Source organism: Pseudomonas sp. ANT_J12 (assembly GCF_008370045.1).
GTDB lineage: Bacteria > Pseudomonadota > Gammaproteobacteria > Pseudomonadales > Pseudomonadaceae > Aquipseudomonas.
In genome coordinates this window covers 211,363-232,723 of sequence record NZ_VOBN01000009.1, presented here as the reverse complement: position 1 = coordinate 232,723, position 21,361 = coordinate 211,363, and the positions used below count along the sequence as shown (strand labels likewise).

General features: G+C 60.1%; 23 protein-coding genes. 11 read left to right on the top strand and 12 right to left on the bottom strand.

What is annotated here, in order from left to right:
• Window positions 1-74: 74 nt before the first annotated feature.
• On the bottom strand, window positions 75-470 hold the full coding sequence (gene msrB, locus FQ192_RS20240) for a peptide-methionine (R)-S-oxide reductase MsrB (RefSeq protein WP_149660138.1): 396 nt from the start codon (window positions 468-470) through the stop codon (window positions 75-77).
• Window positions 471-695: 225 nt separating this feature from the next.
• Here msrB and FQ192_RS20235 point away from each other — a divergent pair, with 225 nt between their 5' ends.
• On the top strand, window positions 696-1,907 hold the full coding sequence (locus tag FQ192_RS20235; RefSeq protein ID WP_054052048.1) for a pyridoxal phosphate-dependent aminotransferase: 1,212 nt from the start codon (window positions 696-698) through the stop codon (window positions 1,905-1,907).
• A 316-nt stretch (window positions 1,908-2,223) separates the two neighbouring features.
• Window positions 2,224-3,111 (top strand): protease HtpX, encoded by an 888-nt coding sequence (htpX, locus tag FQ192_RS20230; RefSeq protein ID WP_149660137.1) that lies wholly within the window; start codon window positions 2,224-2,226, stop codon window positions 3,109-3,111.
• A gap of 69 nt (window positions 3,112-3,180) precedes the next feature.
• Here htpX and FQ192_RS20225 read toward each other — a convergent pair whose 3' ends face one another.
• A complete protein-coding gene (locus tag FQ192_RS20225) occupies window positions 3,181-3,834 on the bottom strand; it encodes a thiopurine S-methyltransferase (RefSeq protein WP_149660136.1) in 654 nt (217 codons plus the stop codon).
• 103 nt (window positions 3,835-3,937) lie between these two features.
• Between FQ192_RS20225 and FQ192_RS20220 the strand changes: the two genes are divergently transcribed.
• Window positions 3,938-4,705, top strand: a complete 768-nt coding sequence (locus FQ192_RS20220) for a class III extradiol ring-cleavage dioxygenase (protein WP_149660135.1) — start codon at window positions 3,938-3,940, stop codon at window positions 4,703-4,705.
• A 98-nt stretch (window positions 4,706-4,803) separates the two neighbouring features.
• Here FQ192_RS20220 and FQ192_RS20215 read toward each other — a convergent pair whose 3' ends face one another.
• A complete protein-coding gene (locus tag FQ192_RS20215; protein WP_054052043.1) occupies window positions 4,804-6,477 on the bottom strand; it encodes a DEAD/DEAH box helicase in 1,674 nt (557 codons plus the stop codon).
• Between the two features lie 421 nt (window positions 6,478-6,898).
• Here FQ192_RS20215 and FQ192_RS20205 point away from each other — a divergent pair, with 421 nt between their 5' ends.
• Window positions 6,899-7,690 (top strand): crotonase/enoyl-CoA hydratase family protein, encoded by a 792-nt coding sequence (locus tag FQ192_RS20205; protein ID WP_149660134.1) that lies wholly within the window; start codon window positions 6,899-6,901, stop codon window positions 7,688-7,690.
• Window positions 7,691-7,847: 157 nt separating this feature from the next.
• Here FQ192_RS20205 and FQ192_RS20195 read toward each other — a convergent pair whose 3' ends face one another.
• Window positions 7,848-8,603 carry a spermidine synthase gene (locus tag FQ192_RS20195; protein ID WP_149660133.1) on the bottom strand — a complete coding sequence of 252 codons (756 nt, stop codon included), beginning with the start codon at window positions 8,601-8,603 and terminating at the stop codon, window positions 7,848-7,850.
• A gap of 147 nt (window positions 8,604-8,750) precedes the next feature.
• Here FQ192_RS20195 and FQ192_RS20190 point away from each other — a divergent pair, with 147 nt between their 5' ends.
• Window positions 8,751-10,097, top strand: a complete 1,347-nt coding sequence (locus FQ192_RS20190) for a class II 3-deoxy-7-phosphoheptulonate synthase (protein ID WP_149660132.1) — start codon at window positions 8,751-8,753, stop codon at window positions 10,095-10,097.
• Between the two features lie 122 nt (window positions 10,098-10,219).
• Here the strand turns inward: FQ192_RS20190 and FQ192_RS20185 are convergent, their stop codons facing one another.
• Together FQ192_RS20185 and FQ192_RS20180 are read right to left on the bottom strand one after the other, a co-directional pair.
• Window positions 10,220-11,443, bottom strand: a complete 1,224-nt coding sequence (locus FQ192_RS20185) for a winged helix-turn-helix domain-containing protein (protein WP_149660131.1) — start codon at window positions 11,441-11,443, stop codon at window positions 10,220-10,222.
• A gap of 64 nt (window positions 11,444-11,507) precedes the next feature.
• Window positions 11,508-11,723 (bottom strand): DUF1127 domain-containing protein, encoded by a 216-nt coding sequence (locus FQ192_RS20180; RefSeq protein WP_149660160.1) that lies wholly within the window; start codon window positions 11,721-11,723, stop codon window positions 11,508-11,510.
• 96 nt (window positions 11,724-11,819) lie between these two features.
• Between FQ192_RS20180 and FQ192_RS20175 the strand changes: the two genes are divergently transcribed.
• Entirely contained in the window at window positions 11,820-12,674 is an 855-nt protein-coding gene (locus FQ192_RS20175; protein WP_149660130.1) for a LysR substrate-binding domain-containing protein, read from the top strand.
• Here FQ192_RS20175 and FQ192_RS20170 read toward each other — a convergent pair.
• Window positions 12,664-13,413, bottom strand: a complete 750-nt coding sequence (locus tag FQ192_RS20170) for a sulfite exporter TauE/SafE family protein (protein WP_149660129.1) — start codon at window positions 13,411-13,413, stop codon at window positions 12,664-12,666. The two genes, FQ192_RS20175 and FQ192_RS20170, sit on opposite strands and share 11 nt — an antisense overlap.
• A 109-nt stretch (window positions 13,414-13,522) precedes the next feature.
• Between FQ192_RS20170 and FQ192_RS20165 the strand changes: the two genes are divergently transcribed.
• The 3 genes from FQ192_RS20165 to FQ192_RS20155 all read left to right on the top strand — a co-directional run bounded on the left by FQ192_RS20165 (window position 13,523) and on the right by FQ192_RS20155 (window position 15,764).
• The gene (locus tag FQ192_RS20165; protein ID WP_149660128.1) at window positions 13,523-14,479 is read left to right on the top strand and encodes a LysR family transcriptional regulator; all 957 of its coding nucleotides are present in this window, start codon (window positions 13,523-13,525) and stop codon (window positions 14,477-14,479) included.
• A 69-nt stretch (window positions 14,480-14,548) separates the two neighbouring features.
• On the top strand, window positions 14,549-15,010 hold the full coding sequence (locus FQ192_RS20160) for a MarR family winged helix-turn-helix transcriptional regulator (RefSeq protein ID WP_149660159.1): 462 nt from the start codon (window positions 14,549-14,551) through the stop codon (window positions 15,008-15,010).
• A 334-nt stretch (window positions 15,011-15,344) separates the two neighbouring features.
• The gene (locus FQ192_RS20155; RefSeq protein ID WP_149660127.1) at window positions 15,345-15,764 is read left to right on the top strand and encodes an organic hydroperoxide resistance protein; all 420 of its coding nucleotides are present in this window, start codon (window positions 15,345-15,347) and stop codon (window positions 15,762-15,764) included.
• Between the two features lie 88 nt (window positions 15,765-15,852).
• Here the strand turns inward: FQ192_RS20155 and FQ192_RS20150 are convergent, their stop codons facing one another.
• On the bottom strand, window positions 15,853-16,422 hold the full coding sequence (locus tag FQ192_RS20150) for an elongation factor P (protein ID WP_032626910.1): 570 nt from the start codon (window positions 16,420-16,422) through the stop codon (window positions 15,853-15,855).
• A gap of 48 nt (window positions 16,423-16,470) precedes the next feature.
• The gene (earP, locus tag FQ192_RS20145; protein ID WP_149660126.1) at window positions 16,471-17,613 is read right to left on the bottom strand and encodes an elongation factor P maturation arginine rhamnosyltransferase EarP; all 1,143 of its coding nucleotides are present in this window, start codon (window positions 17,611-17,613) and stop codon (window positions 16,471-16,473) included.
• Between the two features lie 124 nt (window positions 17,614-17,737).
• On the opposite strand from earP, the gene FQ192_RS20140 reads away from it, so the two are divergent.
• Window positions 17,738-18,148, top strand: coding sequence for a hypothetical protein (locus FQ192_RS20140; protein WP_149660125.1), 411 nt, complete (start codon window positions 17,738-17,740; stop codon window positions 18,146-18,148).
• A 2-nt stretch (window positions 18,149-18,150) separates the two neighbouring features.
• A complete protein-coding gene (locus tag FQ192_RS20135) occupies window positions 18,151-18,633 on the top strand; it encodes a GreA/GreB family elongation factor (protein ID WP_149660124.1) in 483 nt (160 codons plus the stop codon).
• 6 nt (window positions 18,634-18,639) lie between these two features.
• On the opposite strand, the gene cysB is transcribed toward FQ192_RS20135, so the two are convergent.
• The 3 genes from cysB to FQ192_RS20120 all read right to left on the bottom strand — a co-directional run bounded on the left by cysB (window position 18,640) and on the right by FQ192_RS20120 (window position 21,340).
• The gene (gene cysB / locus FQ192_RS20130) at window positions 18,640-19,614 is read right to left on the bottom strand and encodes an HTH-type transcriptional regulator CysB (protein WP_054052018.1); all 975 of its coding nucleotides are present in this window, start codon (window positions 19,612-19,614) and stop codon (window positions 18,640-18,642) included.
• 222 nt (window positions 19,615-19,836) lie between these two features.
• Window positions 19,837-20,340: a universal stress protein gene (locus FQ192_RS20125; RefSeq protein WP_149660123.1), complete on the bottom strand. Its 504-nt coding sequence runs from the start codon at window positions 20,338-20,340 to the stop codon at window positions 19,837-19,839.
• A gap of 94 nt (window positions 20,341-20,434) precedes the next feature.
• The gene (locus FQ192_RS20120; RefSeq protein ID WP_149660122.1) at window positions 20,435-21,340 is read right to left on the bottom strand and encodes a 5'-nucleotidase; all 906 of its coding nucleotides are present in this window, start codon (window positions 21,338-21,340) and stop codon (window positions 20,435-20,437) included.
• Window positions 21,341-21,361: the final 21 nt, after the last annotated feature.

The following is a 21,361-nucleotide window of genomic DNA, read 5'->3' as shown; positions in this document are numbered from 1 at the left end:
ATCAGTCAACATCATTGTTGAATGTTAAGACGCCATCGCGAGCAAGCTTTGCTCCTACAGCAGAGGGATTCGGGTTATCCGCGGGGAACCAGGTCCAGGCACACCGAGTTGATGCAATAACGCAAACCGGTCGGTGGCGGGCCATCCGGGAACACGTGGCCCAGGTGCGCATCGCACTTGGCGCAGACCACTTCGGTGCGGATCATGCCGTGGCTGACGTCGCGGATCTCGACCATCGCACTGTCGCCGATCGGCGCGTAGAAGCTCGGCCAGCCGCAGCCGGAATCGAATTTGGTCCTGGAATCGAACAACGGCTCGTTACAGCAGATGCAGTGGTAAACGCCGTCGACCTTGCTGTCGTTGTACTTGCCGGAGAACGGACGCTCAGTGCCCTTGAGGCGGCAAACGTTGTACTGCTCCGGGTCGAGCATCGCCTTCCATTCTTCCAGGGTTTTATCCAACTTTTCCATCGTCACACCTCAGCAGCTGAAAAAGCCCGATCTGTACCTTTTCCAAGGATCGGGCGGCACGTATGATTGCGCCTCGTCAAACGCCAGTCTGGCAGCCAGACACCGCGCATTCAAACGGATTATGAGTGTCGCCATCGCAGGCGTCAGGCCTGTGTGAATACGCAGGATTCCCAGTACGGTCGTTCACACGCCGCCTGGATCGTTCATTTTCGGGAACACATCGCCATGCAGGTCAGCAAATCGAACAAGCTCGCCAACGTCTGCTACGACATTCGCGGCCCAGTGCTCAAGCACGCCAAACGCCTGGAAGAGGAAGGCCATCGCATCCTCAAGCTGAACATCGGCAACCCGGCGCCCTTTGGTTTCGAAGCGCCGGATGAAATCCTCCAGGACGTGATCCGCAACCTGCCGACCGCCCAGGGCTACAGCGATTCCAAAGGCCTGTTCAGCGCGCGTAAAGCCGTGATGCAGTACTACCAGCAGAAGCAGGTCGAAGGCGTCGGCATCGAAGACATCTACCTGGGCAACGGCGTTTCCGAGCTGATCGTGATGTCGATGCAGGCCCTGCTCAACAACGGCGACGAAGTGCTGGTGCCGGCCCCCGACTATCCGCTGTGGACCGCCGCGGTCAGCCTGGCCGGCGGCAACCCGGTGCATTACCTGTGCGATGAAGGCGCCGACTGGTTCCCGGACCTGGCCGACATCAAGGCCAAGATCACACCGAACACCAAGGCGCTGGTGATCATCAACCCGAACAACCCGACTGGCGCGGTGTATTCGAAGGAAGTGCTGCTGGGCATGCTCGAACTGGCCCGCTCGCACAACCTGGTGGTGTTCTCCGACGAAATCTACGACAAGATCCTCTACGACGACGCCGTGCACATCTGCACCGCGTCCCTGGCGCCGGACCTGCTGTGCCTGACCTTCAACGGTCTGTCCAAGTCCTACCGCGTGGCCGGTTTCCGTTCCGGCTGGATCGCCATTTCCGGGCCGAAACACCACGCCCAGAGCTACATCGAAGGCATCGACATGCTGGCGAACATGCGCCTGTGTGCCAACGTACCGAGTCAGCACGCGATCCAGACCGCACTCGGCGGCTACCAGAGCATCAATGACCTGGTGTTGCCGCAAGGTCGCTTGCTGGAACAGCGTAATCGCACCTGGGAATTGCTCAACGACATCCCGGGCGTGAGCTGCGTCAAGCCGATGGGCGCGTTGTATGCCTTCCCGCGCATCGACCCGAAAGTCTGCCCGATCCACAACGACGAGAAGTTCGTGCTCGACCTGCTGCTGTCCGAGAAGCTGCTGGTGGTGCAAGGCACGGCGTTCAACTGGCCGTGGCCGGATCACTTCCGTGTGGTCACCCTGCCCCGGGTGGACGAACTGGATCAGGCCATCGGCCGGATCGGCAACTTCCTCAAGACTTACCGCCAGTAAGCTGACGGACACCGTGCGACTCGGTTCCGGGTCGCACGGTGATTGATTCAGCAACACATCTCTGCGCCCTGCCGCCCATCCTTGCCGTCACCACCACCTGTTCGCCGATTTCCTGCTCGCGTCTAACAAAGACGGGGGCCGCGTCGTCCATCGACTGACAACCACGTCCTGCATCAGCGTCGGAAATTGCCTGCACGCGGCTAAACTGTTGCTGTAGGACACAGTTTGAAATAGTCACTCGGTTGAATAGCACGGTGCAGCACCTTATATACCCCGCAGTACGCTACATCTTAAGCATGAGGAGATTTCTACAACCATGATGCGCATTCTGCTGTTTTTGGCCACTAACCTGGCGGTCGTGCTGATTGCCAGCATCACCCTGAGCCTTTTCGGCTTCAACGGGTTCATGGCGGCCAACGGGGTTGATCTGAACCTCAATCAGCTGCTGATTTTCTGTGCGGTCTTTGGTTTCGCCGGCTCGCTGTTCTCGCTGTTCATCTCCAAGTGGATGGCGAAGATGAGCACCAGTACCCAAATCATCACCCAGCCGCGCACCCGTCACGAGCAATGGCTGCTGCAAACGGTCGAACAACTGTCGCGCGAAGCCGGGATCAAGATGCCCGAAGTCGGGATTTTCCCTGCCTACGAGGCCAACGCCTTCGCCACCGGCTGGAACAAGAACGACGCGCTGGTCGCGGTCAGCCAGGGCCTGCTCGAGCGGTTCTCGCCGGATGAAGTCAAAGCCGTGCTGGCCCACGAGATCGGTCACGTGGCCAATGGCGACATGGTCACCCTGGCGCTGATCCAGGGCGTGGTGAACACCTTCGTAATGTTCTTCGCGCGGATCATCGGCAATTTTGTCGACAAGGTGATCTTCAAGAACGAAGAAGGCCAGGGCATCGCCTACTACGTGGCGACCATCATCGCCGAACTGGTGCTGGGTATCCTCGCCAGCTCGATCGTCATGTGGTTCTCGCGCAAACGCGAGTTCCGTGCCGACGAAGCCGGCGCACGCCTGGCCGGTACCAGCGCAATGATCGGCGCCCTGCAGCGCCTGCGGGCCGAACAAGGGATGCCGGTGCACATGCCGGACACCCTGACCGCATTCGGCATCAACGGTGGCATCAAACAGGGCTTCGCCCGCATGTTCATGAGCCACCCGCCGCTGGAAGAGCGTATTGACGCGTTGCGTCGCCGGGGCTGATAGTCCTGCGCAGAAACACGAAGGGGCGATCGATTGATCGCCCCTTTTTTGTGTCTACTGCTTTTTGAATCAACTCACCAAGCGATACACCCGCTCTTCAAGCCGCGTCACACCGCTTTCGATAAACTTCCAGCTCTCGCCCAGCACATCCTGATCTTCCAGAATCTTCAATTTCCAGGCTGCCCCGAACAACCGCTGCACTTCATCGTCCAGTACGGCAAACGGCGGTCCGTCCTTTTGTGCCTGCTCGTAATCCAGGGTAATCAACAGCCCCAGGGAGTCCTTCGGCACAATCCGCTTCAGATGCTCGGCGTATTGCTCACGCATCTTCGGTGGCAAGGCGATCAACGCCGCGCGGTCATACAGCGCGCTGCAATCGGCAACATCACCGGCGGTCAGGGCGAAGAAATCACCACACCAGATTTCGATCGAGCCGGCGCGATAGACCGTGAACGGGCCCTGGTCGCTCACGTCCGGGTCAAATTGATGCTCGTGGAAAAAGTCCTCCACGGCCTTTTCCGACAATTCGATGCCCAATACCTCGTGACCGCATTTTGCCAGCCACAGCAGGTCCAGGCTTTTGCCACATAACGGCACCAGTACGCGCGCGCCCTCTTCCAGGCCCAGTTGCGGCCAGTACCGTTGCAGATATGGATTCACTTCCGGCAGGTGAAAGCCGATCTGATTCGACGTCCACCGCTTGTGCCAAAACTCCGGCTGCATAATTAATCCCGAAAATTCGATCAAAAGACCCTAAAACTTATATTAGATTTAGATCAATGATCTGACTGAAGATGACGCCATCTTACCCCTCAGGAGCTCTTTCATGTTCCCCAGCCTCTACATATCCCATGGTTCGCCGATGTTGGCACTGGAACCGGGCGCCAGCGGTCCCGCCCTGGCGCGCCTGGCGGCAGAAATGCCCAGGCCAAAAGCCATCGTGATTGTGTCTGCGCATTGGGAAAGTAATGAGCTATTAATCAGCGGCAACCCCCAGCCAGAAACCTGGCATGACTTCGGCGGTTTTCCGAAGGCGCTGTTTGAGGTGCAATACCCGGCGCCGGGCGACCCGCAGCTGGCGGCCGAGGTGGTCGAGCTGCTCAAGGCGAATGACCTGCCGGCGCGCATCGATGCCAAGCGCCCGTTCGATCACGGGGTGTGGGTGCCGCTGTCATTGATGTACCCCCAGGCCGACATCCCGGTGGTGCAAGTCTCACTGCCAACCCGTGGCGGCCCGGCCCTGCAAACCCGTGTCGGCCATGCGCTGGCCAGCCTGCGCGAGCACGGCGTGCTGTTGATCGGCTCTGGGAGCATCACCCACAACCTGCGTGAACTGGACTGGCATGCCGGCCCGGAAAGTGTCGAGCCGTGGGCCAAGGCCTTTCGCGACTGGATGATTGAAAAGCTTGCCGCCAACGATGAAGCCGCATTGCACGATTATCGTCAGCAAGCGCCAAGCGCGGTGCGCAATCATCCGAGTGATGAGCACTTGCTGCCGTTGTACTTTGCCCGCGGGGCCGGGGGCGAATTCGGGATTGCGCACCAGGGGTTCACCATGGGTGCCTTGGGCATGGATATTTATCGCTTTGGTTAACTGATCGTTCCTACACTCTGCGTGGGAACGATCAGGCAAAAAAAATCCCCGAACCAGTCGGGGATTTTTTATGTGCGATCAATCAGCTCAAGAGCGGATTAATCTTCGCGATAGCGACGCAGCTTCAACTGCTTGCCAGCAACGCGAGTGTCCTTCAGTTTGGTCAGGAGTTTTTCCAGACCATCTTCCGGCAGCTCGACGAGGCTGAAGCTGTCACGCACCTGGATGCGACCGATGGCTTCACGAGCCAAACCGCCTTCATTCAGGATAGCGCCCAGCAGGTTCTTGGCAGCGATGCCATCACGCGCGCCCAGCGCGGTACGGCAACGAGCACGGCCTTCGGCCAATGGAACCGGAGCGCGACGCTCACGATCACCACGGTCCGGACGATCACCGGTGCGCTCTGGACGATCGCCACGCGGTGCGTTGTTCGGCACCAGTGGACGTTCCTTCTCGATCGCAGCCAGGGTCAGCGCCTGAGCGTTGGTGGCTTTGCGCAGCAGTGCAGCGGCCAGGGCACGCGGGGTGCAACCGATGTCGGCGGTCAGGCGATCGAGCAGATCACCGTGAGTCGATTCGGCATCAGCCACCAGTGGCGACAGGCTGTTGGTCAGTTTCTTGATGCGGGCATCAAGAACAGCTTGTGCGTCCGGCAGGCGAACTTCGGCAACCTTTTGACCGGTTACACGCTCGATCACTTGCAGCATGCGGCGCTCACGTGGAGTCACCAGCAGCAGTGCACGACCTTCGCGACCGGCACGGCCAGTACGGCCGATACGGTGAACGTAGGATTCCGGGTCGTACGGCATGTCAACGTTGAACACGTGAGTGATGCGCGGAACGTCCAGGCCACGGGCGGCAACGTCGGTCGCCACAACGATGTCCAGACGGCCATCCTTGAGGGATTCGATCACGCGCTCACGTTGGTTCTGAGCAATGTCACCGTTCAGCGCAGCGGCTTTGTAGCCTTTGGCTTCCAGGGCACTGGCCAGGTCCAGGGTCGCTTGCTTGGTGCGCACGAACATGATCAGGGCGTCGAAGTCTTCGACTTCCAGCAGGCTCAATACAGCCGAGGTCTTCTGGTCAGCGTGAACCAACAGGTGAGCCTGTTCGATCGCGGTAACGGTCTGAGTCTTGGTCTGGATCTTCACGTGCTGCGGATCACGCAGGTGACGCTCGGCGATCGCACGGATCGACTGCGGCAGGGTCGCCGAGAACAATACGGTCTGACGGGTCGGTGGCAGAGCCTTGAAGATAACTTCGAGGTCGTCCATGAAACCCAGTTTGAGCATTTCGTCCGCTTCGTCCAGAACCAGGTGGTTCACGGTCGACAGGACTTTTTCGTCACGACGCAGGTGGTCGCACAGACGACCCGGAGTGGCGACAACGATCTGTGCGCCATTACGGATTGCTTTCAGTTGTGGGCCCATCGGGGCGCCGCCGTAAACGGCCACAACGGTAACGCCCGGCATTTGCTTGGCGTAGGTTTCGAAAGCGGTTGCTACTTGCAGCGCCAACTCACGGGTTGGCGCCAGGATCAGGGCTTGCGGCTCGCGCTTGGCAGGATCGATGCGATGCAGGATTGGCAGAGCGAACGCGGCGGTTTTACCAGTACCGGTTTGCGCCTGGCCAATCATGTCGTGGCCGGCCATGATGATCGGGATCGATTGCTGCTGAATAGCCGAAGGTTCTTCGTAGCCAGTCGCGATGACGGCTGCAAGAATATTCGGATTAAGATTAAAAGCGGCGAAGCCGCCGGTTTCCTGGGTCATGGGTCTGCCTCTAAGTGCATCCGCAAAGACCCATGCTCCAAAGCTGCGCATGCCGTGTAAGACTCAAGAGTCGCCCTGGCTGCTTTGTCGGCGGGGATTTGCGAAAACGAATGAATGAAAAAGATTCGTCAAGGAAGAGTCCGCTGTGCGGACGTGCAGCCGAAGCTGACTTCGGGGAATTGCGCTACCTAAACGCGGCCCGGTTAAAGGCCGGCGCGCACTATACCGGAATTCGCCCAAAAAGGGAGCATTATTTGTCGGAAAACTGACGCATACGCCGTTGTGTCACACGCTTTGCGGATAATCGTGCAACGGTCTATTTTTCAAAGGCCCGGCCCTGCTGGCGATGGCGCTAAAACGGTTCACCCTGATGACCCGGACCTTCGGTCTGGCACCTTCTTCCCGCCCGAGGAAATACCTCATGAATCAGCCTGTTTCCAGTCGTGTCAGCCGCGAACGACGTGGTCATGTGTTGTTGCTGGGCTTGGACCGGGTCGCCAAACGCAACGCCTTCGACCTCGATCTGCTCAACGACCTGAGCCTGGCCTACGGCGAGTTCGAAGCCGACAACGAGGCGCGGGTCGCGGTGGTGTTCGGCCACGGCGAGCATTTCACCGCCGGGCTCGACCTGATCAATGCCAGTTCCGCACTCGCCGAAGGCTGGCAGGCACCGCCCGGCGGCTGCGATCCGTGGGGCGTGTTCGCCGGACCGAGGGTGAGCAAACCGGTGATCGTCGCCGCGCAAGGTTATTGCCTGACCATCGGCATCGAGCTGATGCTGGCCGCCGACATCAACCTGTGCGCCAGCAATACCCGATTTGCCCAGATGGAAGTGCAGCGCGGGATCTTTCCGTTTGGCGGCGCCACCCTGCGTTTGCATCAGGTGGCCGGCTGGGGCAACGCCATGCGCTGGCTGCTGACCGGTGATGAGTTTGATGCCCATGACGCGTTGCACCTGGGGTTGGTGCAAGAAGTGATGGCCAGCGAGGATCTGCTGCCGAGGGCAATTGAACTGGCAGAACGCATTGCCCGACAGGCACCGCTGGGGGTCCAGGCAACATTGATGTCGGCCAGACAGGCGCGTTATGAGGGAGAAACCGCGGCGGCGCAGGCGTTACCGGCGATGGTGAAGAAGTTGTTGAACAGTGAGGATGCCAAGGAGGGGGTGCGGTCGATGGTCGAGAAGCGGCCCGGCGTATTCAAAGGCTGCTGACACTCAACCTGTGGCGAGGGGGCTTGCCCCCATTCGGCTGCGCAGCAGTCGCAGTTGCGGCAAACGCGGTGTACCTGACGGACCCCGTTGCAGCATTTAGGGCCGCTTCGCAGCCCAACGGGGGCAAGCCCCCTCGCCACAGTGACCCCGCCGGCCTTCACGTCGCCGGCCGAATCGCCTTGATCAACGACAACAACGAATACCCCAACCGCGGCGCCAGCCCTTCGGCCCGGGCGATCAAGCCGTCCATGTCCAGTTCCTGATCCAGCTCCGACGGCACGATCAGGATCACGTTGCCCTCCTTCACCGGCAGTTCCCAGTAATGCCGGTGATAGAGCCCGCGAAACAACGCCGCGCCCAGGGGTTTGCCGTCATCGGTGGCCCATTGGTTGATCACCAGCCAGCCCCCCGGATTCAAGCGTTTCTGACAGTTTTCGAGAAAACTCCAGGCCAGATGCCCGACACCCGGCCCGACATCGGTATAGAGGTCGACGAAAATCAGGTCCGCCGGCTCAGCCGTCTCCAGCAAGTCCAGCGCATCGCCGACGCGGATATACAGCCGGGGATCATCATCCAGCCCCAGGTATTCGATGGCCAGGCGCGGCACGTCGGGGCGCAGCTCAATCGCTTCGACGTCTTCCAGCGGCAGGAACTTGAGGCAAGCCTGGGTCAGCGTGCCGGCGCCGAGGCCGAGGAACAGCGCGCTTTCCGGCTGTTCATGGCACAGCGCACCAATCAGCATGGCGCGGGTGTAGTCGTATTCCAGCCAGCTCGGGTCAGCAGTGAACACGCAGCTTTGCTCGATGGCATCGCCGAATTCGAGAAAACGGTAATCGGCCACTTCCAGCACGCGAATCACGCCGAACTCATCCTGTACCTCGGCGAGCAGATGCTCGACGCGCTCCTCAGTCATTTCGTCTCCTGATCGTCACCGATGCCGGCAACGCGACAAGCCGCCACATGAAGCGGCAAAGGCGCGATTGTCCGCGAAGCGACGGGAACAGGTCACGCACTAATTGCTGATAACATAAGCGCCCGTGCGTAAACACTAGAGACCGTGATGAGCCAACCCTGGAGCCCTGACAGCTGGCGTGCCTTGCCGATCCAGCAACAACCCCGCTACCCCGACGCCGCGCATTTGGCGCAGGTCGAGCAAACCCTGGCCAGTTATCCGCCGCTGGTGTTTGCCGGTGAAGCCCGGGAATTGCGCCGTCAGTTCGCCGAAGTGACCCAGGGCCGCGCGTTTCTGTTGCAAGGCGGCGACTGCGCCGAAAGCTTCGCCGAGTTCTCCGCCGCGAAAATCCGCGACACCTTTAAAGTGCTGCTGCAAATGGCCATCGTGATGACCTTCGCCGCTGGCTGCCCGGTGGTTAAAGTCGGGCGCATGGCCGGCCAGTTCGCCAAGCCCCGCTCAGCCAACGACGAAACCATCGACGGCGTGACCCTGCCCGCCTACCGTGGCGACATCGTCAACGGCATCGGTTTCGACGAAAAAAGCCGCGTGCCGGACCCGGAACGCCTGCTGCAGTCCTATCACCAGTCCACCGCCACCCTGAACCTGCTGCGCGCCTTCGCCCAGGGCGGTTTTGCCGACCTGCACCAAGTGCACAAGTGGAACCTGGACTTCATCGCCAACTCGGCCTTGGCCGAGAAGTACAGCCACCTCGCTAATCGCATCGATGAAACCCTGGCCTTCATGCGCGCCTGCGGCATGGACAGCTCGCCGCAATTGCGCGAAACCAGTTTCTTCACCGCCCACGAAGCGCTGCTGCTGAACTACGAAGAAGCGTTCGTGCGTCGCGACAGCCTGACCAACGATTACTACGACTGCTCGGCCCACATGCTGTGGATCGGCGACCGCACCCGTCAGCTTGACGGCGCCCACGTCGAGTTCCTGCGCGGGGTGAACAACCCGATCGGCGTGAAGGTCGGCCCGAGCATGAATCCGGAAGACCTGATTCGCCTGATCGACGTGCTCAACCCGGACAACGATCCGGGCCGCTTGAACCTGATCGCGCGGATGGGCGCGAACAAGGTCGGCGATCACCTGCCGCAGCTGATTCGCGCCGTTGAGCGCGAAGGCAAGAAAGTGCTGTGGAGCTCCGACCCTATGCACGGCAACACGATCAAGGCCAGCAGTGGCTACAAAACCCGCGACTTTGCGCAGATCCTCGGCGAAGTGAAGCAGTTCTTCCAGGTCCACGAAGCGGAAGGCACTTATGCCGGCGGTATCCACATCGAAATGACCGGGCAGAACGTGACCGAGTGCATTGGCGGGGCGCGGCCGATTACCGAGGATGGGTTGTCGGACCGGTATCACACCCATTGCGATCCGCGGATGAACGCGGATCAGTCGCTGGAATTGGCGTTTTTGATTGCCGAGACGTTGAAACAAGTCCGCCGCTGAGTCAGTGATCGTTCCCAAGCTCTGCGTGGGAATGCAGCCCGTGACGCTCCGCGTCACTGGACGCGGAGCGTCCCTAGAAGCATTCCCACGCAGAGCATGGGAACGATCAGGTTAAGGCCTAATTACTCAATCTGCGCCAATGCCATCCGCAACCGCCCAGCACTCACCCGCTGACAATTCAACTGCACCCGCTCCAGCCCCAACCAATCCGCCATCTGCCGCAAATTCACCGCCAACGCCAGCATCCCCGCGTCATCCAGCCCCGGCTCTTCTTCGTGCACCGCATGCACCGCCAACCGGCCCAGCGCCCGTTCCGCCCGCAGATCCACCCGCGCGGCAATCCGCTCATTGTGCAAAAACGGCAGCACGTAATAGCCGTAGACCCGCTTGTCCTGCGGCGTATAAATCTCCAGCCGATAACGGAAATCGAACAACCGCTCGGTGCGGCTGCGCTCCCAGACCAGCGAATCAAAGGGCGACAGCAAGGCGCTGGCCTCGACCTTGCGCGGGACCTTGGGCTGGGGCAGGCAATACGCCGGTTGGCGCCAACCCTGAACTTCGCAGCTCAACAACTCACCGGCCTCGACCAGTTCCGCCAAACGCGGCCGGGCGTCACCGGGGTTGAGCCGAAAATAGTCCCGCAGGTCTTTTTCTGTCGCCACACCCAGGGCATTCGCGGCATGCAGCAACAGACCGCGCTGGGCTTCGGCTTCAGTGAGCAACGGCTGTTGGAGAACGGCCGAAGGAATCACCCGTTCCGGCAAATCGTAAAGCCGTTCAAACCCGCGTCGGCCGGCGACGGTCACTTCACCGGCGGCAAACAACCATTCCAGCGCATGCTTTTCGGCGCTCCAATCCCACCAGGGACCGGCGCGCTCCTGACGGGTCGACAAGCTACCGGCGCCCAATGCGCCGAGCTCTTCAACCGAGCCCAGTACCCGGCGAATCGTGTCCTGCTGTTCACGACCAAACTTCGCCAGTTGCTGGTAGATGTCTTCGCCGCGGGTAGCGCGCTGCATGCGCCAGCGCATCAGCGGGTACATGGACAGCGGCAATAACGAAGCCTCGTGGCCCCAATATTCAAACAACGTACGACGCCGCCCCTGACTCCAGGCTGCCTGGTCAAGCAGGTCGGATGAGTAATTGCCAAGACGGGAAAACAAGGGAAGGTAGTGCGAACGCACCAACGCATTGACCGAATCGATCTGCAAAATGCCCAGCCGTTCAATCAGGCGATTGAGCTGGACCGGTTTGATCGCCGCTGGCGGCTGGCGCCCGTTGAACCCTTGTGCAGCCAGTGCCAGACGTCGAGCCTGTTTGACGGAAAAGGACAGCGTTGCGGGCATGAGCATCTCCTTGTCTGCTCGCAACCTACCTCACCAGAGAGGGGTTTGTGTAGCAATGGCCTCATCATTTATGCATCGGATCGTCCCAGAACGGCCGGACCGATTCGTGCTCGACATCCGCACGGCTGACGCCGATGTCCTTCAGTGCTTCATCGCTCAAGCTCGCCAGCAGCTCACGTTCGCGGTGAAGTTCGTACCAGCGACTAAACTTGTGCAGCAAATCGGAAACCGCGTGGATCGAGAATTTTTCTGCCGTTACCTGCTCGTGTTGACCTTTCATCATGTCGCCCTCCTTTAGGGATGGCTGTAGTCTCGCGCTGGAGCTAAGATCAATCCAACGAATGTTTCTGATGCCATACATCTCGGAGATTGATGAATGTCTGCGTTCCCCAGTATCGATACCGATGTACTGCGCACGTTTGTCGCCATCGCCGACCTGGGCGGTTTCACCCGCGCCGGGGAACTGGTCAACCGCACGCAATCGGCGGTGAGCATGCAGATGAAGCGCCTGGAAGAAGACGTGTTGCAGCGCCAGCTGTTCGAGCGCGACGGGCGTCAGGTCAAGTTGACCGCCGAGGGCCAGGTGCTGCTCGGCTATGCGCGGCGCATCCTCAAACTGCACAGCGAAGTCTTCAATACCCTGCGCGAACCGCACATGGTCGGCACGGTGCGCATCGGCACGCCGGATGATTATGTGATGCGGTTTCTGCCGGGGATTCTGTCGCGGTTCGCCAAATTCTATCCGCTGATCCAGATCGAAGTGCATTGCGAGTCGACCAGGCAGTTGTTGCAGCGTCAGGACCTGGATTTGTCGATCGTCACCCGCGAACCGGGGACCGAGATCGGCCAGTTGCTGCGCAAGGAGCGTTTTGTCTGGGCCGAAGCGCAATGTTTCAGCGCCCACGAGCAGACGCCGTTGCCCCTGGCGATGTTCAACAGTGATTGTTTCTGCCGGTTATGGGCGTGCAATGCCCTCGACGCCATGGGCCGGGATTACCGCATTGCCTACAACAGCTCGAGCCTCTCGGCGTTGATGGCCGTGGTCAGTGCCGGCCTCGCGGTGACCGCGCAACTGGAAAGCCTGATCACCCCGGACATGCGCATCCTCGGCGCCGCCGAAGACCTGCCCATGTTGCCCGAGGCCAGCATCATGCTGGTGCGCAACCTGCACAACCCGTCGCCGATCACCGAATGCCTGGCCGAGCACATCGTCGAAGGCTTCAAACTTTAAGAGCGAGCATCACCGCGCAGAACACCAGGAAACCGCAGAACAGCCCGCGCAGCAGCCGCTCCGGCATGGCGTGGGCGATTTTCACGCCCCAACTGATGCTCATCAATCCGCCAATTGCCAAGGGTAAACCGATCATCCAGTTCACCTGATGATGCACCGCGTACGTCACCAGGGTGACGCCGGTGCTTGGCAACGCCAGGGCCAGCGACAAGCCTTGAGCCACCACCTGCGAGGTGCCGAACAGGCTGGTCAGCACCGGCGTCGCCACCACCGCCCCGCCCACACCAAACAACCCGCCCATGGTCCCGGACGCCGCGCCGAGCACGCCCAGCCATGGCCAGGAGTAATGCATTTGCGAAGTCGCCGGTGCGTTGGCGGTAAACATTCGCACCAGGTTGTAGGTCGAGAGCGCCACCAGAAGCGCGACAAATCCCACGCGCATGGTTTGCGCATCGATGCCCACGGCCCAGATCGAACCGATCCAGGCAAAACAAAACCCCATCGACGCCAGCGGCAATGCGTGGCGCATTTCGATGCGATTGCGCTGGTGATAGCGCCACAGCGCCAGCATCACGTTCGGTACCACCATCACCAGTGCGGTGCCTTGGGCGATCTGTTGATCGAGACCGCACAACACCCCGAGCAGCGGAATGGCAATCAGGCCACCACCGATGCCGAACAAACCACCCAGGGTGCCCAAGGCAGCGCCGAAGATCAGGTACAGCAGAAACTCAAGCACAGGTCTATTCCCTCTTGTCAGGCGTTTCATCCTACGCAGTCGGCCCTGGCGGGGAAACGCATAGCAACGCACAATGGCTGTGCCGATTTCGCACAAGCGCTGGTAAACCATGAATCCCAATCAATTGACCGACCAACTCGGGCTGTTCCTCGATGTGCTCGAAACCGGGAGTTTTTCCGCCGCCTCCCGGCGCCATCCGCTGACGCCTTCGGCCGTGGCTCGGCGCATCGATAGCCTGGAAAGCGCCGTGGGCAGTCAGTTGTTCCTGCGCAGCACCCATGCCGTCCGGGCGACACCGGCCGGTCTGGCGTTTGCCGAGCGCGCGCGGCGAATCGTTGCCGAACTGCGCCTGGCCCGGGCGGAAGCGGTTTCTCTCAGTAGCGCCCCCGAAGGCTTGATTCGAGTGGACGCGCCCGCCGCGTTTGGTCGCCGGCATCTGGCGCCGGTCATTGCCGATTTTCTGATGCTGTACCCCGGCCTCGATGTACAACTGCACCTGATCGACAGCTTCGTCGACATGCAGGGCTTGAACCTGGGCAAGGTCGATCTGGTGCTACGCGCCGGGCAGATGGCCGACACCCGGCTGGTGGCCACGCCGCTGGCGAACATGGTGCGCATCGCCTGCGCCAGCCCCGCCTATCTGAAGCGCCGGGGCGTGCCGACCAATCCATCCCAACTGAGCGAACACGACGGCCTCGACTGGGACGGCCTCGCCCCGCCCTTTGCCTGGCGTTTCGAGCAAGAGGGGCGCATGCAGTTGCACCGGCCCGCGCGCATTCGCATGAGCGCCAACAATGCCGAGGCGCTGGTCTGCGGTGCGCTGGCCGGGCTGGGTATCGCGCATTTGCCGACCTGGCTGGCCAGCGAATACCTGTTGCGTGGCGAACTGCTGCCATTGTTCTGTGAAAACGGCCTGCCGAACCCGGAAACCGCCGGGATCTACGCCTTGCGTCTGGAGCAGCAGGCCAGTTCCCGCAGTCGCCTGTTACTCGAATACCTGAAGACGCGCTTCAGCCCGATTGCGCCTTGGGATCTGGCCCTGCAAGGCAACCTGACCGGCTACTGAGCCATAATTATCTGGCGCATTAAAGATTCGCCCGCTAGATTCATGACGATTACAGATCAAGGCTTTGAAATGACCACCGACAGCAACACCCCGGACACTTGCGACCACCTGCTGCTGGACAATCAGGTCTGCTTCGCCCTGCATTCCACGTCGCTGCTGATGACCAAGGTCTACAAACCCTTGCTGCAAGCGCTCGGCCTGACCTATCCGCAGTACCTGGCGATGATGGTGTTGTGGGAACGGGATGGTTTAACCGTAGGCGAAATCAGCACAAGGCTGCTGACCGATCCTGGCTCGTTGACCCCTTTGCTCAAGCGACTTGAAGTTGAAGGACTGCTCAGTCGTACTCGCAGCCGTGAAGATGAACGGGTGGTGATCGTCGAACTGACCGAACAGGGTCGCGCGTTGCGGGACAAGGCTCGGGATATTCCGCAGTGCATATTGGGGGCTAGCGGGCAGACGATCGAGCAATTGAAGAAGCTGCAAAATGATCTTCAAGCGCTGCGTAGCCACTTGCAGGACAGTCTTTAGGGGCATTTGCTAGACCGCGTTTTCGTTCTTCGCGGGCAAGTCGAATCGTCGCACCGCTCGCTCCTACATTTGGAATGCGTTCCCCCTTGTAGGAGCGAGGCTTGCCCGCGAAGGCGCCCTCAAAAGCCGCAAATAATTTCCCGCCTGCACAACCCGCACAAACCCCTCTATTCCAAGCCTCTGCGGCGATTCGCATCTAAGACATCTCTCACAAGCCAAACTTTTTCAAAAATTTATCTTGCGCGCTAAATATTCGCGCGATACATTCATCTCGCGCTTACTTAGCGCGCAAACATTTAGCGCAAAATACCCAAACCCGAATGAGGCTCACACCATGCAAACTCTCTACACCGCAATCGCAACTTCCACCGGTGGCCGTGACGGTCGTGCGGTTTCCAGCGACAACGTCCTGGACGTCAAACTCGCCACCCCGAAAGAACTCGGCGGTGCCGGCGGCGCGGCGACCAACCCTGAGCAACTGTTTGCAGCCGGCTACTCCGCTTGCTTTATCGGCGCACTGAAGTTCGTCGCCAGCCAGACCAAACGCACCATCCCTAACGACGCCTCGATCACTGCCCATGTCGGCATCGGCCAGATTCCTGGCGGTTTCGGCCTGGACATCGACCTGCACATCAGCCTGCCAGGTCTGGAACAAGCCGATGCGCAATCCCTGGTTGAAGCTGCCCACCAGGTCTGCCCGTACTCCAACGCCACCCGTGGCAATGTCGAAGTGCGTTTGCATGTGACCGTTTAACGTCCGGGCTGCGATCAGTTGATCTTCAAATCCAAGGCGAAAAAAAGCCCGACTCAATGGTCGGGCTTTTTCATTCCTGGGGCTGTGCTTATTTAGCACGGCCTTTGTAGGAACCGCCTTCGCGGGTGTCGATTTCGATGCGGTCACCGATTTCGATGAAGTCAGCCACTTGCAACTCAGTACCGTTGCTCAGCTTGGCAGGCTTCATGACTTTGCCGGAAGTGTCACCGCGAGCGGAACCTTCGGTGTAGTCAACGACGCGCACGATAGTGGTCGGCAGTTCTACGGAAACCAGACGCTCTTCGAAGAAGATGGCTTCGCAAACATCGGTCATGCCTTCTTCAACGAAAGGCAGAACAGCTTCGATGTCTTCAGCGTTCAGTTCGTACATGGTGTAGTCGGTGGTGTCCATGAACGTGTAGGTGTCGCCGCTGATGAAGGACAGGGTCGCTTCTTTGCGGTCGAGGATTACGTCGTCCAGTTTGTCGTCAGCGCTGTAAACGATCTCGGTCTTGTAACCGGTCAGCAGGTTCTTCAGCTTGGTCTTCATGATCGCGCTGTTACGACCGGACTTGGTGAATTCAGCTTTCTGAACCAGCCAAGGATCGTTTTCGAGACGGATCACGGTACCGGGTTTCAGTTCTTTACCAGTTTTCATTGCGAATATCCGAATTTGGATGGGATTTACAAAAATCTAGGCCGCGTATCATATCCAATTTACATAAAACTGTACCAGCGCCGCGGCAAGATCAGCTTGCAAGGCTTGTTCCAGACACCACGCTTCGGCGTGTTTTTGCAGCTCTGGCCAGTGTTTGCGGGTCGCGAGCCACTGGTCGGCCATGTCGTCGCCAGCATCCCAGGCTCGCCAAAGACCGCTGATCGCCTCTGTGGCGGGCGCCGACAGGCCTTTTGTATAGAGCGTGAGGAAGGCTTCGAGCTTGTCGAGGTGAATGTCTTCGTCCTGCTGGTAGATGTGCCACAGCAGCGGTCGCCCCGCCCATTGCGCCCGGACAAAAGAGTCTTCGCCGCGTACGGCGTTGAAGTCGCAGCACCAGAGCAGGTGATCGTATTGATCCTGCCGGACGAACGGCAGCACCTGAAGGGTCAGGGCATCGCGCACATACAAGGCACCCGCGGCGAGATCAGTGACCCCGAGCCAGCGCTCAACGTCGCCGAGAATCCGCCCTTCCGGCACCAATAGATGCGTGGGCACCGAATCGCTCGCCAATGTATCGAGCCAACTGGCCAGCCCGGCATTTTCGTAGGCAAACAGCGAGATCAACTGCGCACCTTGCGCATGATCGACCCCTATCCCTTGCAGGAATTCGCGCTGGGCCGCGGGGCTTTGCTGAAACTGCCGGCGCCGCTCCAGCAATCCGCTTTCCCGTAGCAAGCCCCCGGTGCCTTTCTGGAACCCCGGGAAGAAGAAATATTTCTGCACATTCTTGTACTTCACCGACGGCAAACCGTGGCACCCGATGACCCAGTCTTCAGCGCTCAGGTAGTCGAGGTTCATCCACAGCGGCGGTTTTTCGCGCTCGGCCATGGCGTCCATGTAGGCGCTGGGCAGTTGGCAGGCGAACGCGGCGATCACCACGTCGGCAGCATCGGCAGGCTGCCACTCAGTCGGCCATTGGCACACCTCGACACCTTGCTGCCATTGCCGGGGTGCATGGATGTCGATCTCAGGGCACAGGCGTTCAAATGCCCGCAGATCATCGACCCACAAACGCACATCTAGCGCATGATCGGCCACCAATTGCCGGGCCAGCCGCCAGGTCACGCCGATGTCGCCAAAATTGTCGACGACGATGCAAAAAATATCCCAGCGGGCTTTCAGTTCAGGCATTCCAGGAATCCGTTGGCAAAGGCGGCGATTGTCCGCATAAATTACCCCGTGCAGAAGAGCCAACGACGATTAATCTTCGTGCGACAATCGCCATCCGCCCGCGACCACCCGCCAGGAGGCAGCCATGCCCTACCGTCCCAACCCACGCCGCCCGTTGCCGATCCGCCTCAACGTCCTGCAACTGACCGGCAGCATTGCCCTGGGTCTGTGGCTCGGGTTCCTGGCCATTGCGCTGACGTGCTGGCTCGCTTCGCGTTTTATCTTCCCGGAGCAATTGGCGCCGGTGGCCCAGGCCGTGCAGCAACTGGCGCAACCGCCGGTAGTCCAACAGCCGGTGCCGGATATTCCACCGCAGAGCCCGTTGTTCGAGCAATACAAAGAAAACCTGCGCAAGAACGAGCAACAGCAATTCCTCGATCAGGCCCGTACCAATAACCGTAATCTGTCGAACCCCAAATGCCAGTTCTGGTTGCAACAGGACCAGACCGCGCCGAACGAAAAAAGCCGCGCTAACGTCCAGCAATTCTGCGATTGATCATGAATAAGCACATTGTCCACCAACTGATTCTCGACAAGCTGCGCATCGACCTCGACATCGCCGAACGCGCTGCGCAAACCGCTTACGAAACCGCGACCCACGAAGAGAACATCGCCGAAAACAAATACGACACGCTCGGACTGGAGGCGTCTTACCTGGCGGCCGGGCAGGCGAAGCGAGTCGAGGAAATCCGCCATTCACTGACGCTTTGCCAGAACCTGGCGTTGCGCCCGTATGACGATCAGCGTGGCATCGAAGTCGGCGCCCTGCTCGGTCTCGAAGACGAGAAGGGTCGGGAACAATGGCTGTTCCTGGCCCCCGACGCGGCGGGCCTGAAGGTCGATCTGGTGGGGCAGATGATTACCGTCATCACCCCCCGCTCGCCGCTGGGCAAAAGCCTGCTGGGCAAGTTCGAAGGGGACGAGGTGGAGATTCTGGTGGCGGGCGCTCGGCAACAGTTTGCTGTTACCGAGGTTGTCTAACGAAGCTTAGTGGACCGGCAGTTCGACGCCGTCGAACAGCTCTTCCAGTTCCTGCTTGTTGTGGCACTGAATGGCTTTGGCCATGACTTCGCGGGTCAGGTGCGGGGCAAACTTCTCGATGAAGTCGCACATGAAGCCACGCAGGAAAGTGCCGCGACGGAAGCCGATCTTGGTGATGCTGGACTCGAACAGATCGCTGGCATCGAGCATCACCAGATCGCTGTCGAGCTTGGCGTCGACCGCCATTTTCGCGACGATGCCCACGCCCAGGCCCAGGCGCACGTAAGTCTTGATCACGTCGGCGTCGGCGGCGGTGAACACCACTTTCGGTGTCAGGCCACGATGACTGAAGGCTTCGTCGAGTTTCGAACGGCCGGTGAAACCGAACACGTAGGTCACGATCGGGTATTCGGCCAGGGCTTCGAGGGTCAGCTTCGGCAGCTTGGTCAGCGGGTGGCCCTGAGGCACGACCACGCAGCGATTCCAGCGGTAGCACGGCATCATCACCAAGTCACCGAACAGCTCCAGGGCTTCGGTGGCGATGGCGAAATCCACGGTGCCGTCAGCGGCCATTTCGGCGATCTGCATCGGCGACCCCTGGTGCATGTGCAACGCCACGTCCGGGTACTGCTTGATGAAGTTGCTGATCACCGGGGGCAACGCATAACGTGCCTGGGTGTGAGTGGTGGCGATCGACAGAGTGCCTTTCTTCTCGTTGGAGAATTCCTGGGCAATCTGCTTGATGCTTTCAACCTTGCGCAGGATTTCGCCGGCGGTGGTGATGATGCGCTCGCCGGCCGGGGTGACGCGGGTCAGGTGCTTGCCGCTGCGGGCGAAGACCTCGACGCCCAATTCGTCTTCCAGCAAACGGATCTGTTTACTGATGCCCGGCTGCGAGGTGTAGAGACTTTGGGCGGTAGCGGAAACGTTGAGGTCGTGGTGCGCCACTTCCCAGATGTAGCGCAATTGTTGAAGCTTCATATGAATCCCTCAAAGCAGGTAGACGCCACGGGCATCAGCGACGGTATATAACTATATTAATGGTTTGAAGAATAAATCTAGAACTTTTTTATCAGAACGCCATTATTCGTGTTCTTGTGCCCTGCTTCGTGAATACGTTCCTCTTTTGACGAGGGGCTGTTGCTGCCAGGCAAGGCGCCGCGACGAGTCATAGCCCGCTATGGCGAGGAGCGGCAACGCGCACTACCGATCGCCCTGACGCCGACGCTCCACCAGCGGCACCAGATAGACCGGGACCCTGGCCAACTGCAACACCCGCGCCGCCGTGCGCCCCAAAGGCGTTTCCGCACCGGCGCGATGGCTATGACTACCTACGATCAGCAAATCCACCGAGAGTTTCTGCACCTGGTCGAGAATCACCTGCGACGGATCGCCCTGCAGCACCCGCACCGCTTTGATCCGTTCCAGATCCTGCTCCCCCTCATCCCCCAGCTCTTCACGAAAGCTTTCGAGTACCCGTTGCTCGATATTGGCGATCACCGTGTTCAGGCCCTGGCTGTGAAACTCGTTCAACGCCTGCTCATCGAGATAGCTTTGCAGCACCGACTCGGCGAACAGCCCCATCGGTTCCACGGCGTGCACCACATACAAGTCGGCATCGAAGGTTCGCGCCAGCGCCAAGGCGTGCTGCATCACCAAAGGTGCGTACAGGCCGAGGTCGGTGGCATACAGCATGGAACGAATCATATGACCTCCTTGCGTGCCGACATGGCGGAGATTGATTCAGCTTAGCAGTGCCTTGCCGAGTACGACGGGCCGCGTAACACCTTGACGCAGGAGCTTAAACTTTCTGCTCATTGCTTATGCCATGAGGCACGTGACCGGTGGCGACCACTTCGCGCGCCAGTTCGCAATGGCCGGCCTGATCGTCGAAAAACACGTCGGCGGCAAAGGCTTCCAGAAACGCCGCTTTGGTCAGCCCCCCCAAAAACAGCGATTCGTCCAGGCGGATGTCCCACTCGCGCAACGTGCGGATCACCCGTTCGTGGGCCGGTGCCGAGCGCGCGGTCACCAGGGCGGTGCGGATCGGACAAGCATCGTCGGGGAACTCGCGCTGCAACAGATTGAGCGCCGCCAGGAAGCCTTTGAACGGCCCACCGCGCAATGGCTCGCGGGCGGCTTCGCGCTCGCTGGCCTGGAACGCTTCCAGCCCACCGGCCTGATAGACCCGCTCCGACTCATCGGAAAACAGCACCGCGTCACCGTCGAAGGCGATGCGCAATTCGTCACTGGCGGCGCGGCTCGCGCCCCCCGAGAGAATGGTTGCCGCGGCAAAACCGGCGTCCAGTGCGCTGCGCACATCCTCGGCATGGGTCGAGAGAAACAGGTCGCAGCCGAAGGCCTTGAGGTACGGATAAGGGCTGCGTCCGCCGACAAACGCCGCCCGGGAAATCGCCAGGCCGTAATGGTGAATCGAGTTGAAGACCCGCAGGCCGGTGTCGGCACTGTTGCGCGACACCAGCACGACTTCGACCCGCGCGCGGCCAAGACTGGCGTTGAGCTTCAGCAGTTTTTCCACCAGCGGGAAGGCATCGCCGGGCTCGAGGATTTCGTCTTCGTGGTCGATCTGGTACTGCCGATAGGCTTCGACGCCGCTCGACAAATACACCTTGTGGCTCTCGCTCAAGTCGAACAACGCTCGCGACGAAATCGCCAGCACCAGCTTGTCATCTATGTCTTTTGCCATGCCCTTCCCCTCTGGTGGATC